The following is a 13,872-nucleotide window of genomic DNA, read 5'->3' on the forward strand; positions in this document are numbered from 1 at the left end:
CCCTGCGCCGGCCAGCCCTGCGCCGGCCGCCGTTCCGCGCGACGGCAGCGCCGCGCCCCTGCTGCCGGACCTGCACGCCCGCCTGCTGGACGGGATGCAGCGCTTCCAGGGCCGGGTCCTTTTCATTTTCAGTGGCGCCGACCTGACGGCGCAGGAGTTCCTCGATATGTGCAAAGCTTCGCGCAGCTGGCAACGCCTGCTGGCCAGCCCGGCCGTCCAGCAGCGCACGCTGGACGGCGCCGACCATACCTTTTCGCGCCGCGCCTGGCGCGACCAGGTCGCCGACTGGACCAGCGCATGGGTGGCGGCATGGTAAAGCGCGTCCTGATGGTGGCCTTCCACTTCCCGCCGCTGCGCGGCAGCAGCGGCATCCAGCGCGCCCTCAAGTTCGCCCAATACCTGCCGGCGCTGGGCTGGCAGCCGCTGGTGCTGTCGGCCCACCCGCGCGCCTACGCCAACCAGGGCCCGGACCAGCTGGCGGAAATCGCCCCGGAAGCCGTGGTCAAGCGCGCCTTCGCCCTCGATTCGGGGCGCCACCTGGCGTGGCGCGGACGTTACTTCGGCTGGACCGCCCTGCCCGACCGCTTCGCCGGCTGGGTGCTGGGCGCGGTGCCGGCCGGCCTGTCGCTGGTGCGCAACTACCGCCCGCAAGTGATCTGGAGTACCTACCCGGTGGCCAGCGCCACCCTGATCGGCCTGCTCCTGCACAAGCTGACCGGCTTGCCCTGGATCGCCGACTTGCGCGACCCGATGACCGACGACCATTATCCGCGCGACCCGCGCGTGCGCGCCGTCGCGCTCTGGATCGAACGCCGGACGGTGCGCAATGCCGCCCTGGTGGTATGCACCACGCCGGGCGCAGTGGCCACCTATACCAGGCGCTACCCGGAATTGCCGCGCAGCCGCTTTGCTGTGCTGGAAAATGGCTATGACGAGGAAAACTTCCGCAACGCCGGCAACGCTGCGGCCCCGCGCGCGCCAGGCCAGCCCTTCACCCTGATCCACAGCGGCATCATTTACCCGTCCGAACGCGACCCGGTGCCGCTGTTCCGCGCCCTGGCCGAGCTGAAGGCGGCCGGCGCCATCGATGCCAGCCAGCTGCGCATCGTGCTGCGCGCCACCGCCCATGACGACTACGTCGGCGCCCTGCTGGCCGAACACGGCATCGCCGACCTGGTCAGCCTGGCGCCGCACATCGCCTACCAGGCGGCGCTGGCGGAAATGCTGGCGGCCGACGGCCTGCTGGTGCTGCAGGCCAGCAACTGCAACCACCAGATCCCGGCCAAGCTGTACGAGTACCTGCGCGCCGGGCGCCCCATCCTGGCCCTGACCGACAGCGCCGGCGACACCGCCGCCACCTTGCGCGCGGCCGGGGTCGATACCATCGCCGCACTGGACGAGAGCGAGGATATCAAGCGCGGCCTGCTACACTTCCTGCAGCTGGCGCGCAACGGCCAGGCGCCGCTGCCGGCGCCGGCAGCGGTGGCCGCCGCGTCGCGCCAGGCACGCACCGTGCAACTGGCACGCATACTGGACGCCGTGACCGTCACGGCGCCGCTGGCAACCGATCTCACGGAGGAAGCTTGAACACCCAAACCCGACTGCTGGCAGCGGTACTGCTGGCCGGCGCCGCCGGCGCCGCCCTGGCCAAACCGTATTGCGGTGAGCTGAATAACGCCTACGGCCCATTCGACTACCGCGTCGCCGACCAGAACACCAAGGACCTGGTCGAGCACGCCCACTTCACCGAGGAAGTGGAGGCAGGCCAGGCGGGCCATACCTCGTATATCGGCGCCGACATCGATTACACGCTGCGCGTTTTCCCCAACCATCCGCGCGCCCTGGCCACCATGATCCGCCTGACGCGGCGCGGCGGCGCCAACAGCTACACGCTGACCGGCGCGCATTATCCGACCGAGTGCTATTTCGAGCGCGCCGTGCGCTGGCAGGCGGACGATGCCGCCGCCTGGTCGCTGTATGCGCAATACCTGTACACCATTGGCAAGGACGGGCAAGCCATGCCGATGCTGCAGAAAGCAGTCGAGCTGGACCCGGACAACCCGACCTACAACTACAACCTGGGCCTGGTTTACGCCAAGAAGAAGCAATACGACCTGGCGCTGCCGCTGGGACAGAAGGCGTATGCCCAGGGCTTCCCCTTGCCGGGCTTGAAGCAGATGCTGGTGAAGGCAGGCAAATGGGTGGAACCGCCGCCGGCCGCCGCCCCGGCTGCCGTTGAAGAGCAGGCAGCGCCGGCCAGCCAGCCGGCCGCAGCCACTGCCGAGGCCTCCAGCAAGCCATGATGCGCCTGCTGTGCCGGCGCGGCGCCGCGCTCGGCGCCCTGGGCCTGCTGCTGGCGGCGGCCAGCGTTTATCCGGCGCCCAGGCTGCTGCTGGCCGCGCTGCTGGGCAGCTACATGGCCCTGCTGCTGTGGCGCCCGCAAGCCTGGCTGGTCGCCGTGCCGGCCCTCTTGCCGGTCCTCGACTTCGCCCCATGGAATGGCTGGTTCTTCCTCGAAGAGCTGGACTTGCTGCTGCTGGCGACCTGCGCCGCCGGCTACTGGAGCCTGGGCCGCGAACGGGCGCCCACCAAGCTGCCCGGCCTGGCGCGCCTGGCGCTCGGCCTGTTCATCCTGTGCTATGCGATTGCCGCCTGGCGCGGCATCACCCCGCTGGCGCCGCTCGACGCCAATTCCTTCGCCAACTACACCAGCCCCTACAACGGCCTGCGCGTGCTGAAGGGCGTGCTGTGGCCGGTGTTGCTGCTGCCCCTGCTGCGCGGCACGGCGGGCGAGAACGGCAGCAACCTGCAGCGCCTGCTGGTGCCGGGCATGCTGCTGGGACTGACCGCCTGCAGCCTGGCGGTCGTGTGGGAACGCCTGGCCTTCCCCGGCCTGTTCAATTTCTCCAGCGACTACCGCCCCACCGCGCCGTTTTCCGCCATGCATACCGGCGGCGCCGCACTGGACGCTTACCTGGCCATGACCTTCCCCTTCGTGACGCTGTGGCTGGTCAACCACCCGCCGCCACGGCGCCTGGCGCTGGGCCTGGCGGCGCTGGGGCTGGGCCTGTTCGCCGGGCTGACCACCTTCTCGCGCGATATTTACCTGGCGTATGCAGCCGGCGGTGCCGTCATTGCCGTGCTCGGCTCGGCCCACCACCTGCGCGGCGGCTCGCTGAGCGTGCGCAGCATGGCCGTCTCCCTGATCTTCCTGGTGCTGACTTACTGGGTCCTGGGCCAGGTGTTCGCCCACGGCGGCTACCGCGGGCTGATCGCTGCGCTGGGCCTGCTGGCCACAGCCCTGCTGCTGGCAGGCGCCGCGCCGCGCATTCCCAGGCCGCTGGCAGCGGCGGGCCTGGCGTTGTTGCTGCTCCTGCTGGTGGCGGGCCTCGGCATGCTGGGCGCGGACAGCGCCAGCGACAAGCGTTCTTATCTTGCTTACGGCGTGGCCTGGCTGTGCGCCGCAGGCGGCGCAGCCATGCTGGCCGTCGCCCCGGCGCAGCAGCGCCCCTGGGGCGTGCTGCTGCTGGCGGGCGCCCTGCCGGCGCAGGCATTGGCTTCAGCGCTGGTGGCGCGCCACTACGGCGGCAACGATGCCCTGCCGGGCATCCTGCTGGCGGTCCTGCTGGCGCTCGCAATGGGCGCCAGCCGCCTGCTGCCGCAGCCGCCCTGGAAACTCGACCGCGGCACGCTGACGGTGAGTTTTTTCAGCGCCATCGTGTATGCCGCCTTGATCCCGATTTCCTCCAGCTACTACACCGGCAGCCGTTTCTCCACCGTCGGCAACGACCTCGGCGTGCGCCTGACGCACTGGAGCGAGGCGCTGCAGATGATGGGGAACGATGCCATGACCAGCACCTTCGGCCAGGGACTGGGCACTTTCCCGCGTACGTATGCCTGGGAGAATACCCATGGCGAAGTGCCCGGCACCTTCAGCTACGCAGAAGAAGCCGGCAACCGCTATCTGCTGCTGGGCGCGGCGCAATATGCCAGGGGCTTCGGCGAAGTGCTGCGCATGCTGCAGCACGTCGACGTGAAGGCCGGCCTGCGCTATACGCTCAAGCTCGACATACGGCGCAGCAGGGCCGACGCCATGCCGGTCGCGATGGTGTGCCAGCGCTGGCTGATTTACCCGGAGGACTGCTCGGTGGCCAAGTTCGGCGCAGTGCAGGCGCCGGGGCCGGACTGGCAAACGCTGGAAACCACCTTGCCGGTGCGCGGCACACGCAACCGCTGGGGCGCGCCGCTGATCCTGGAGCTGTACAACAACTCAAGCATGGCGCCGCTGGCCATCGACAATGTCAGCCTGGTGGAAGTGGAAACCGGCCGTGAACTGATCCGTAATGGCAGCTTCAGCAATGCCAACGATTACTGGTTCTTCAGCAGCGACCGCAACCACATGCCCTGGCACGTGAAGAATTTCGCGGTCAACCAGCTGTTCGAGCTGGGCTGGGTGGGCCTTGTCGCCACCGCCTTCCTGCTGCTGGCCGTCGGCGGCCGCATGGTGGCGCGCGGCCTGTCCGGCGAGACGTATGCCGTGGTGAGCCTGGCGTCGCTGACCGGCTGCATGATGGTGGGCCTGTTCGACTCCATCACCGACGTGCCGCGCCTGTCGACCTTATTCCTGCTGATCGCCCTGGCGGGCAGCCTGAAGGCGGCGCGCAAGCGCATCAAGGTGCGCCGCAAGCGCCCCGATGCCGAAGACCAGGATGCCGACGCCTTGGCGACGTAATTCAGCATGGGTACCTGGGGCGAGGGTTTATATGACGATGACGAGGCGTGCGACGTCAGGGACACGCTGTCCCTTCTTGCGAAGATGCCGGCGGGCGCCGAGCAGATCCTTGCACTCCTGCTCAAGCAGTTTGGGCGGAACGAAGACTTGCGCGATGACGGTTGCCCGGGCTTCTGGATCGCCGTCGCTGACCAGTTCGCGCGGCATGGGATCGAGAGCGGCCGGGCGCTGACGATGGCCCGGCGCGCCATCGATTCCGGCGCCGATATCGACGACCTTCAGGCGCGCGGCATGGAAGCAGGCGGCCTGAAGGCACGCCAGAAAGTCCATCAAAAAGTCTTGCAGCGTCTTGCCCAACCCAAGCCGGCCAGCAGCCGCAAGGTGCCGAAGAATGCGCCAGTGATGACGGTGCAAGCTGGCGAGGTCTATGCTTTTCCAACGATGAAGGGGAAAGGGATGAATGCGTGGTTCCCGGACTGGGAAAAAGCTGGATTCCAGCCGGACGGTTGGGGCGCCCTCATCATCCTCGCAACCGGCAGGGTGTTTGACTGGTTTCCCTGGGCAGCCTATTCACCGGTGAATGTGAACCCGCACTCCGCGCCCGTCCTGGAAGACGTCTTGCGTGGGAAAACACTGTTCAAGGATGGCGTTTCATATTGCGCGCCGAAAGCTTCGCACCTGAAAAAAATGGGGATGACGCTTCTCGGCAAATTGCAGCTGGATGACAACGCCGTCGATGCGCTTTGCAAACTGGCATCGGTCAAGCCCAGGTCTGCTGTTTTGTGCGACTGGTCAGTATGCAGCGGCGCTTTCAGCACGCATGACCCGCGCTTGGGAAGAGCTTCCGTCCAGGAGCTGGTCGCGGTATAGCGCAAGCGGCGGTGGTGATCGGGACCGGATGCGCCGGCCCCGATCATCGCCGCAATTGCGGCTTAAGCAGACTTCAGTTCGGCGACCGGAGGTGTCGCCTGGTTGTACTTGATGGCGGCAATGGTGCTGCAGAAGCTGACCAGGGTCTGCCAATCCTGGTTTGCCAGGTTCAGTTCAAGCTGCAACTGCTGCAGGTTCAGCGGCGACACGTCATTGGCGGCACGCTGCAGGTCGTTGATCACGGTGGTGATCTCCTCCTCCAGCACCTGCCAGGCCTCCGTCACCAGCCCGACCTGCTTGCTGGCAGCCTGCGACAGGGCGATCAGGCTGTTGACCTGGCTGCTCAGCGCAGTCAGGCTGGCCGCCGCCTTGGTCGCGTCGTTCATATCGTTGGTCTTCTGCTGGATTTGGAAACGCAGCTGCCGCATTTCCACATCCGCCGCAATCACCAGGGCAATACCGGCGCCTAAGGCGACGCAGCCAAATGCGATGCCGAAACCAAGGCTGAAGATGGCGATCACAGCGCCCAGCCAGAAGCCCACGCCAGCGCCAATGGCAGCAGCAGTCTGCACGGTTTGCCAGGTGGCGACCTTGTCCTTCATCTGCCGGATGAGGTCTTCGAATTCCTTGACCTTGTTCTGTTCCACCTCGGCCGAGCGCCTGGACTCGGTCACCGCTTCGCTCATGGTGTTGGCGTCGGATTTGAGGTTGTTGGCAAAACTGTCAATCGTCTTCTTGAAATCGACCGCCGACTGGGAATAAGTCCTCAGTTGGGCCAGCATGCTGCCCAGCGTATTCTTCAAGGCATCGATCGCTGGCTTATTCTTGGGGTCATTATGCAGTACACCGAGCAGGCTGTTGATGGTCGCCATATTGGAGTTGAATGCAATGCCGTAGCCGACAATCGAATTGGGAATGCTGACCAAATTCGTTGCGATTGAATACCAGCCATTGGCATGGATCTGCGCATTGCTGAAAGCAGTCTGGAACGGCGGGTACCACTTCGGTGGGCTCGGCAGCGTAGGCAATACCGTTTCGGTGATGCCGATCACATAGGCCATCACATCGTTATTGGCGTTGAAGGCATCGGCCAGCTGCTGGTCGATCGGCAGCGTTGCCGCCACATTGCTGGCGACCAGGCTCAACTTCCCGGGCGAGGCGCGCTGGGCAATGCTGACAGCCTGGTTGGTGGCGGGAAGGGCGAATGGGGAAAAACGGTTCCGTTGTGCTTGCATTTGTCTGCTCCATTGGGCTTGGACTAATTGGGGGAAAACCGAATTATTTAAAATGCAGATAGCAGGAAATCAGTTAGATAAGAGAAGTGATAATGTCGAATGACAGCGCTTAATGCAGAGACCAATATACGCTCGGATAAAATCCCAATTCACTCACTTTGTCACGCGGCGCACAATTTTTGGACGTAAACTGAACTGGTCGAGGCATTGAACCTGCAGCGCCCCGCAAGGTATTAACGGCAAACAAGGGAGACCAGTGGATGCCGCAGCGAAGGACACAGGAACAACGGATGCCGGTGGCGGGCGAGGCGACGGAAGCGGCCGAGGCCGCGCTGCTGGCCAGCATCGCGCAGGGCGAACGCCCGGCTTTCGACCAGCTTTACCGGCAGTATTTCCCGCGCCTGGCGCGTTTCCTTGGGCGCATGGCGCGCAATCCGCGGCTGGTGGAAGAGGTCATCAACGACACCATGCTTGTCGTCTGGCAAAAGGCGGCCAGCTATAACGCCAGCTGCAAGGTGTCGACCTGGGTCTTTGCCATCGCCTACCGCAAGGCGCTCAAGGCGCTCAAGTGGGAAGATGCTCCAGTCGAGGCTGATTTCGCGCAGTTTGGCAGCGAAGAGTTGGCGCCGGAGCCGCTGGCCGAACGGCGGGAACTGCATGAAGTTGTGGCGCGGGCGCTGGAGCGGCTGCCGATGGCGCACCGGATCGCAGTGGTACTGGCCTTCTATCACGACATGGATTATGCCGAAATCGCCGAGGTCACGGGCTGTCCGGTCAATACCGTCAAGACCCGGATGTTTCACGCGCGCCGCAAGCTGAAGGAACTGCTTGCGGACGGCTGGGAGGGAGTTTCATGAACGGTCGCATCGTGAACCTGGACGTTGCTGTGCACAATGCCATGCAGGAGCAAATGCCCTTGTACCTGGCCGGGCGCCTGGACGAGGCGGCAAGCGCCAGACTGCAGCAGCACCTGCAATCGTGCGCACTGTGCCAGGAAGAACTGGCATGGCAGCGCAAGCTGCGTTCGGCCTCGCCGCCGCTGGCTGAAGGGCTGGACATGGAACGCGCCCTGGCCAGGCTGGCGCCGCAGCTGGCCGAAACAGCGGCCGCGCCGGCAGCGCCAGCGATGCCTGCCCTGCCCTGGTGGCGCCGGGCGGCGGCCAATGAAGCGCGCTGGCTGCGCTGGGCGCTGGCGGCACAATGCGTGCTGATCGCGGGCCTGGTCCTGCTGCTGGCGCGCCCTGACGCCACGCCGCGCTATGCGCTGCTGGGCTCGCCAGCGCAGGCGCAAGCCAATGTGGTCGTGGTGTTCCAGCCCGGCACGCGGGAAAGCGAACTGCGCGGCATCCTGCAGGCCAACGGCGCGCGCCTGGTGGGCGGACCGACCGAAACCGATGCCTACCTGCTGGCCGTGCCCGGCGGCCAGCGCGACCAGATCCTGCTGCGCCTGCGCACGGAAGCCAGCATCAAACTGGCCGAGCCGCTGGGCGGCAAGGGCGATGGAGGGGGGCCGTGAAAGCCGCCCTGCTGCGCCTGCTGGCGGCACTGCTGCTGGCCACACCGGCCTTGCTGCCGCCGACGCCTGCCGCCGCCGCCACGGACAGGGAGGCGAGCGCCGCTGCCGGCCAGCTGCTCCTGCTGCTGCGCCTGCCAGCCCCGCACTTCCGTCCGGATGGCAGTTATGGCGGCAATTACATCGATGACGGCGGCCGAGGCGCGCGCCGGCGCATCGCGGAAGAACTGGCGCAGCGCCACAAGCTCAAAGTCCTGAACAGCTGGGCCATGCCCGTGCTGGGCCTGGACTGCTACGTGCTGCAAATGACGGATGGGGGCAAGGCCGAACAGGTGTCCGCATTGCTGGCGGCCGATCCGCGCGTGGAATGGGCGCAGCCGATGGGCGTGTTCCGTGGCCTGGACGATGGCGATCCCCTGTATCCGGTGCAGCCGGCGGCGCGCAGCTGGGATCTGCGCGAGCTGCACCGCAGCGCCACCGGGCGCAATGTATCGGTCGCCGTGATCGATAGCGGCATCGCCAGCCAGCACCCGGCCTTGCGCGGGCAGGTGATGGAGCAGGAGAACTTCGTCGATGAAAATCCTTACGCCGGCGAAGCGCACGGCACCGCCGTCGGCGCCATCATCGCCGCCCGCAGCGGGCATGGCGGGATCATCGGGGTGGCGCCCGGCGCGCACCTGATCGCCTTGCGCGCCTGCTGGCAGCAGGAGGGTCAGGCCGCCGCCTGCACCAGCTTCAGCCTGGCCAAGGCGCTCAATTTCGCCATCCTGCGCCAGCCCAAGGTCATCAACCTGAGCCTGGGCGGGCCGCCCGACCGACTGCTGTCGCGCCTGCTCGACGTGGCGCTCGAGCATGGCATCAGCGTGGTGGCTGCGCTGGACGCGCACGGCCGCCGCGCCTTTCCCGCATCGCATCCCGGCGTGCTGGCAGTCGGCATGCCCGGCGCCGCCCCGGTCGCGGGCGCCCTGTATGCACCGGGGCGCGATATCCCCTCGGCCACGCCGGACGGGCATTGGAACTTCTTCAGCGGTTCCTCCTACGCCGCCGCCCACGTGGCAGGCGTGGTCGCGCTGCTGGACGAATTGCAGCCCGCCGCTACCCCGGCCCAGATTCGCAAAGCACTGCAACCGGCGGATGGGCTGAACGCTGGTAAGATCGACGCGTGCGCCAGCCTGGCGCGCATCCGGAACATGTGCATCTGTTCATGCGCCCTGACCACGACCCTGAAAACCAGCGCCGTTCCCTGAGCCGCCCGCGCCCGGCAGGCTGGCTGCCGGGCCTTGCCTGCATGCTGGCCATGCCTGCGGCATTCGCCCAGCTCAGTGGCAGCGCGGCGGTGCTGTCCGATTACCGCTTCCGCGGGCTGTCCCTCAACGACGACCGGCCGACACCCCAGCTGACCCTGAACTATGACCGCGACGACGGCTGGTATGCCGGCGCGATGGCCAGCCATGCAAAGCTGGGAGAGAACAGCACCGCGCAACTGGTGGCCTACGGCGGCTATGCGCGGCGCCTGCCCGGCGGCATCGGCTGGGAAGCAGGCGCGACGCAGACCATCTTTACCCAGGCCAGCGCCGACAATTATTTCGAAGCCTATGCCGGCATCTCGGGCGAGCAGGTGAGCGCGCGCCTGTATTTTTCGCCGCGCTACTTCGGCCGCCCGGCACGCACCGTGTACGCCGAGGCCAACGGCTTCCTGCGCCTGGGCCAAACGCTGCGCCTGGTCGGCCATGCCGGCCTGCTGCGGGCGCTGGGCGGGGAAGACAGCATCGCACCCTTGTCAGGCCACCGCTACGACTTCCGGCTTGGCCTGGCCGTCCAGGTCGGCGATGTTGACGTGCAGCTGGCGCGCGTCACGCGCGCCGCCTACCGCTACCCCAGCTACCACGGCTATCCTCCTTATGCGGGACCGCAGCCGCATGCTTTTGTGCTGAGCGCCGCCTACTCCTTTTGAACCTTTCGCGCGCGGTGGGGAATCCACCGCCACCCACAAACGAAAGGAGCAGCCATGAAAACCCGATTCCCGTTCGGTCCCGCCATGATCGCGGCGGTGTTCGCCGGCGCCCTGCTGGCCGCTTGCGGCGGCGGCTATGGCGGGGGCGGCGGCAGCTATATGCCGCCGGCCGCGCCAATGCCGACTGTCGTCGCCAGCTACAAGAGCACCAGCCTGGTGACCGATACCGCCACCGCCGGCGTGGCCAACACCGATGCGAAACTGGTCAATGCATGGGGCATTGCCTTCAACCCGGCAGGTTTTGTCTGGGTCGCCAACAACGGCAGCGACAGCTCCACCCTGTATGACGGCAACGGCGTGCCGCAAACGCTGGTGGTGGCAACACAGGCCAGCCCCACCGGCATCATCTTCAACGGCTCGCAGGATTTCAAGATCACGCAAAACGGCGTCACGGCCGCCAGCCCCTTTGTCTTCGCCAGCGAAAGCGGCATCATCGCCGCCTGGTCGCCGACGGTGAACCGCAATGCCGTGGTCAACGTCTTCGATGGCAGCTCGGCCAGCAAGGTCTACAAGGGCCTGGCCGGCGCCAGCTACCTGGGCCTGAATTACCTGTATGCAGCCGACTTCCACAATATGGCGATCGATGTCTTCGACAGCGCCTTCGCACCGGCCGTGCTGCCCGGCAAATTCAAGGATCCGAGCTTGCCCGCGGGCTATGCGCCGTTCAACATCCAGGCCATCGGCGACAAGCTCTATGTGGCCTACGCCAAGCGTGCCGCCAGCGGTGACGATGAACAGGCCGGCGCCGGCCTGGGCGTGGTCAGCGTCTTCGACACGGGCGGCAACTTCATCAAGCAGCTCGCTTATGGCGGCGCGCTCAATGCACCGTGGGGCATGGCCATGGCGCCTGCCAATTTCGGCGCAGCCAGCAATATGCTCCTGGTCGGCAATTTCGGCGATGGCAGGATCAACGTCTACAATCCCGCCACTGGGGCCTACATGGGCGCCCTCGCCAAATCCGACAACACGCCAATCGTGATTGATGGCTTGTGGGGCATCGCCTTCGGGCCGGGCGTCAACAGCCAGCCTACCAACACCCTGTTCTTCGCGGCCGGCCCGTCCGACGAGAAGCACGGGCTGTACGGGCGCATCGACACCAACTAGCGCACGGCGTCTTCAGCGCAGCGAGTCCTGGAACTCGGGACTGGTCACTGTGCTGAAGACGAAGCCGGCCGCCAGCAGTTGCGCGATGACGCTGTCCAGCTGGCGTAGCGTGCGCGGATGGATTTCATGCATCAGGATGATGCCGCCCTTGCGCGCCCGCGCCGCCGCCACGACGTGGCCGACATAATCGTTGCGGTACTGGGCCGGCACGCCGCAGGTAAGGGCTTCCTTGGCGTCCACCGTGCCCGACTTGTCGTAAGCCCAGTCGCAAGAATCAATGTGCCAGCCCACGATCTGGTAGCCGCGCTGGCGCACCAGGGCATTGCCGGCGCAGCTGGAATTCCCATAAGGATAGCGGAACAGCTTGGGTGCGCTGGCATCGGCCAGCAGCGCATCGCCGCGCACAATCTCGTCGGCCTGCTGCGCGGCATTGATGTCGTGGAAATTCGGATGGCTCCACGAATGGTTGGCCACCACCTGGTGGCCGGCGGCGCGTACGCGCGCGACGAGGTCCGGGTAGCGTGCCGCTTTTTCGCCGATCATGAAGAAAGTGGCGGAGATGCCGTGCTGCGCCAGCACGTCCAGCACATACTCTGTCTGGCCGGGCTGGGGGCCGTCGTCGAACGTCAGCGCGACCCGGTTGACGGGCGGCGCGGTGGAAATCTCGGACTCGTAGCGGCATTCGCGCTCGATGTCTTCCGCAGGGCTGGCCAGCTTGTCCAGCAGGCGGCTGAGGTGGTGGTGGCGGATCTTCGCACTGTCGACATCATTGGCTTGCACTGCGGGGAAGGCGCTTGCAAAGAGCATGAGCGCGACGCTGCGCGCCAGGATGCGGCGGGGGGAAAACAGTTTCATGGGAATCGGTTCCGGGTCGGACCGATATCTTAACTGAAGCGGCAGGCGCCACCGGAAAAGTGGCGCCCGCCTCCTGCCAGGATTTACGGTGCCGCGGTAGTGAAGCTCCAGCTCTTGTCGATATTCTTGCCATCGACCACAGCCATCAACGCCACCGTGTAGGTGGTGCCAGCATTGAGCCTTTGCACCGGTACCAGGGTTGCGGTGAAACCCTGCATATTGCCGTCGTCCGTCAGCGCTGGGCCGTTGCTGGTGATCACCGGACCCAGGGTACCGGCCTTGTTGACCAGGATACGGGCGTCGACCGCCGTCCCGCCGGCGGGCGTCAGGCTGAACTGGCTGATCGCAATCGGCGTGCTGACGGCCATGCCCCGCGTTTCGAAGCTGACCGTGACCGGCGTGCCGGCTTCCGTCAGGTCCGCCACCGGCGTCGGTATTTCGCTGCGGTTGAAGAAGACATAGGGCACGTCCGCCTGGTTGGCGTAGGGGTAGGCCCGGATACTGCCGGTGCCAGGCAACTGCGCCGATTGCGTGGTGCTGGTGGCGACATCCACCACGCACAGGGTTGACGCACCGTCGGGCGGGTTGAAGTTGTTGGCCGCCACGCCGATGTCGATCGTGCTGGCGAACAGCAAGGCTGCGTGGTAGACCGAGTTGGCCCACTGCGCGACACAGGTCGTGTACATGTCCGTGCCGCCGGTGCTGAAGATCGCCTCGCCCGAGACCGCGGCGCTGTAACCCGTCGCGGCAATCCGGTCGCCTGCCTTCGCGCCGGTGTAGCCTGGCTTGCCGGCTGTCTCGCCATGCAATTCGCTGATGCCGTTCAGGTTGATGTAGTTCCAGTGGGCCGCAGCGGACGTGTCGAGCTTCAGGCTTTGCGCCAGCAGGCCGGAGCCGATCTTGCCGCGCAAGGCATTGATGGCGTTGAACACGGAATAATTGCCGCTGCCCACGGCATAGGTGGGCGTCGGCACCGTGGTGACGATATTCCCTTCGACCGTGGTTGGCGGCGGCGGCGTGCTGACTGGCGGAGTATTTGACACTACCGGCGTGCTGCCCCCGCCGCCTCCACCGCAGCCCGCCAACAGCAATGCCAATGCCAGTCCCGGGACATGCCTGGACCTAAGCATGGGTGCCCCCGCGGCGGCGCAGGACCAGCATGCCGAGCCCCAGGCCAAGCAGCGCCAGGCTGCCTGGCTCAGGTATCGCCGCTGCTGCCCGGATCGGCGGTTGCGAAGTGACGATGAGCGGGGAGGTGCTGACCGGCTCGCTCAGCGGTGGCGGATAGGCCCCGATCACCGGCCTGGCCGGCTCCGGCGGCGGGATCATCGACATCTCCTCGACCGGCGTCGGCAACACCGAAGGCAAGGTGCCAAGATTGCTGCCGGTCGCGCTGCTGAAATACGGCGACGCGCTGTAGCTCATGAAACTGAATTCGATGCTGTTGACGGTTCCCGGTCCGGCTACAGCATGGGCGCCTGCGAGAAGGGAGCAGGCCAGCAGGCAAGGCTTGATCAGCGTGGAAGCTTTCATTTTGCGCTCCATAGTT

13 protein-coding genes and 1 pseudogene are annotated in these 13,872 nt (G+C 66.2%); 10 read left to right on the forward strand and 4 right to left on the reverse strand.

Annotated elements, in window-relative coordinates; translation table 11 throughout:
* From GM658_RS28970 to GM658_RS27095, 5 genes and pseudogenes are all read left to right on the forward strand, one after another.
* Window positions 1-316 (forward strand): annotated as a pseudogene (locus tag GM658_RS28970) (hydrolase 1, exosortase A system-associated); the annotation flags it as partial.
* Entirely contained in the window at window positions 310-1,587 is a 1,278-nt protein-coding gene (locus GM658_RS27080; protein ID WP_155457228.1) for a glycosyltransferase, read from the forward strand. The pseudogene GM658_RS28970 and the gene GM658_RS27080, both read left to right, overlap by 7 nt.
* Entirely contained in the window at window positions 1,584-2,303 is a 720-nt protein-coding gene (locus GM658_RS27085; RefSeq protein WP_155457229.1) for a tetratricopeptide repeat protein, read from the forward strand. Before GM658_RS27080 ends, GM658_RS27085 begins: the two co-directional genes overlap by 4 nt.
* The gene (locus tag GM658_RS27090; protein ID WP_155457230.1) at window positions 2,300-4,732 is read left to right on the forward strand and encodes a hypothetical protein; all 2,433 of its coding nucleotides are present in this window, start codon (window positions 2,300-2,302) and stop codon (window positions 4,730-4,732) included. The genes GM658_RS27085 and GM658_RS27090 overlap by 4 nt, the downstream gene beginning before the upstream one ends.
* A gap of 6 nt (window positions 4,733-4,738) precedes the next feature.
* Complete coding sequence (locus GM658_RS27095; protein ID WP_155457231.1) at window positions 4,739-5,602, forward strand: hypothetical protein; 864 nt, start codon at window positions 4,739-4,741, stop codon at window positions 5,600-5,602.
* Window positions 5,603-5,664: 62 nt separating this feature from the next.
* Here the strand turns inward: GM658_RS27095 and GM658_RS27100 are convergent, their stop codons facing one another.
* Entirely contained in the window at window positions 5,665-6,837 is a 1,173-nt protein-coding gene (locus GM658_RS27100; protein WP_155457232.1) for an HBL/NHE enterotoxin family protein, read from the reverse strand.
* Between the two features lie 260 nt (window positions 6,838-7,097).
* On the opposite strand from GM658_RS27100, the gene GM658_RS27105 reads away from it, so the two are divergent.
* The 5 genes from GM658_RS27105 to GM658_RS27125 are packed head-to-tail and all read left to right on the forward strand — an operon-like array spanning window position 7,098 to window position 11,468.
* Window positions 7,098-7,694, forward strand: a complete 597-nt coding sequence (locus tag GM658_RS27105; RefSeq protein WP_155457233.1) for an RNA polymerase sigma factor — start codon at window positions 7,098-7,100, stop codon at window positions 7,692-7,694.
* Window positions 7,691-8,353 (forward strand): anti-sigma factor family protein, encoded by a 663-nt coding sequence (locus GM658_RS27110; protein ID WP_155457234.1) that lies wholly within the window; start codon window positions 7,691-7,693, stop codon window positions 8,351-8,353. The genes GM658_RS27105 and GM658_RS27110 overlap by 4 nt, the downstream gene beginning before the upstream one ends.
* Window positions 8,350-9,597 carry a S8 family peptidase gene (locus tag GM658_RS27115; RefSeq protein WP_170299008.1) on the forward strand — a complete coding sequence of 416 codons (1,248 nt, stop codon included), beginning with the start codon at window positions 8,350-8,352 and terminating at the stop codon, window positions 9,595-9,597. Before GM658_RS27110 ends, GM658_RS27115 begins: the two co-directional genes overlap by 4 nt.
* On the forward strand, window positions 9,555-10,304 hold the full coding sequence (locus GM658_RS27120; protein ID WP_155457235.1) for a TorF family putative porin: 750 nt from the start codon (window positions 9,555-9,557) through the stop codon (window positions 10,302-10,304). Before GM658_RS27115 ends, GM658_RS27120 begins: the two co-directional genes overlap by 43 nt.
* Window positions 10,305-10,358: 54 nt before the next feature.
* On the forward strand, window positions 10,359-11,468 hold the full coding sequence (locus tag GM658_RS27125) for a TIGR03118 family protein (protein ID WP_155457236.1): 1,110 nt from the start codon (window positions 10,359-10,361) through the stop codon (window positions 11,466-11,468).
* Between the two features lie 12 nt (window positions 11,469-11,480).
* Here the strand turns inward: GM658_RS27125 and GM658_RS27130 are convergent, their stop codons facing one another.
* The 3 genes from GM658_RS27130 to GM658_RS27140 form a co-directional block, all read right to left on the reverse strand.
* Entirely contained in the window at window positions 11,481-12,323 is an 843-nt protein-coding gene (locus GM658_RS27130; RefSeq protein ID WP_155457237.1) for a polysaccharide deacetylase family protein, read from the reverse strand.
* Window positions 12,324-12,406: 83 nt separating this feature from the next.
* Complete coding sequence (locus tag GM658_RS27135) at window positions 12,407-13,366, reverse strand: CAP domain-containing protein (RefSeq protein ID WP_155457238.1); 960 nt, start codon at window positions 13,364-13,366, stop codon at window positions 12,407-12,409.
* 79 nt (window positions 13,367-13,445) lie between these two features.
* Window positions 13,446-13,856: a PEP-CTERM sorting domain-containing protein gene (locus tag GM658_RS27140; protein WP_170299009.1), complete on the reverse strand. Its 411-nt coding sequence runs from the start codon at window positions 13,854-13,856 to the stop codon at window positions 13,446-13,448.
* Window positions 13,857-13,872: the final 16 nt, after the last annotated feature.

The organism is Massilia eburnea (assembly GCF_009720745.1).
GTDB classification, from domain to species: domain Bacteria; phylum Pseudomonadota; class Gammaproteobacteria; order Burkholderiales; family Burkholderiaceae_D; genus Rugamonas; species Rugamonas eburnea.

Bases quoted from the DNA above. Each gene is read 5' to 3' on its own strand.
- GM658_RS27110 (WP_155457234.1), top strand. From the start codon at position 7,691: ATGAACGGTCGCATCGTGAACCTGGACGTTGCTGTGCACAATGCCATG.
- GM658_RS27090 (WP_155457230.1), top strand. From the start codon at position 2,300: ATGATGCGCCTGCTGTGCCGGCGCGGCGCCGCGCTCGGCGCCCTGGGC.
- GM658_RS27120 (WP_155457235.1), top strand. From the start codon at position 9,555: ATGCGCCCTGACCACGACCCTGAAAACCAGCGCCGTTCCCTGAGCCGC.
- GM658_RS27100 (WP_155457232.1), bottom strand. From the start codon at position 6,837: ATGCAAGCACAACGGAACCGTTTTTCCCCATTCGCCCTTCCCGCCACC.
- GM658_RS27140 (WP_170299009.1), bottom strand. From the start codon at position 13,856: ATGAAAGCTTCCACGCTGATCAAGCCTTGCCTGCTGGCCTGCTCCCTT.
- GM658_RS27095 (WP_155457231.1), top strand. From the start codon at position 4,739: ATGGGTACCTGGGGCGAGGGTTTATATGACGATGACGAGGCGTGCGAC.
- GM658_RS27105 (WP_155457233.1), top strand. From the start codon at position 7,098: ATGCCGCAGCGAAGGACACAGGAACAACGGATGCCGGTGGCGGGCGAG.
- GM658_RS27080 (WP_155457228.1), top strand. From the start codon at position 310: ATGGTAAAGCGCGTCCTGATGGTGGCCTTCCACTTCCCGCCGCTGCGC.
- GM658_RS27125 (WP_155457236.1), top strand. From the start codon at position 10,359: ATGAAAACCCGATTCCCGTTCGGTCCCGCCATGATCGCGGCGGTGTTC.
- GM658_RS27130 (WP_155457237.1), bottom strand. From the start codon at position 12,323: ATGAAACTGTTTTCCCCCCGCCGCATCCTGGCGCGCAGCGTCGCGCTC.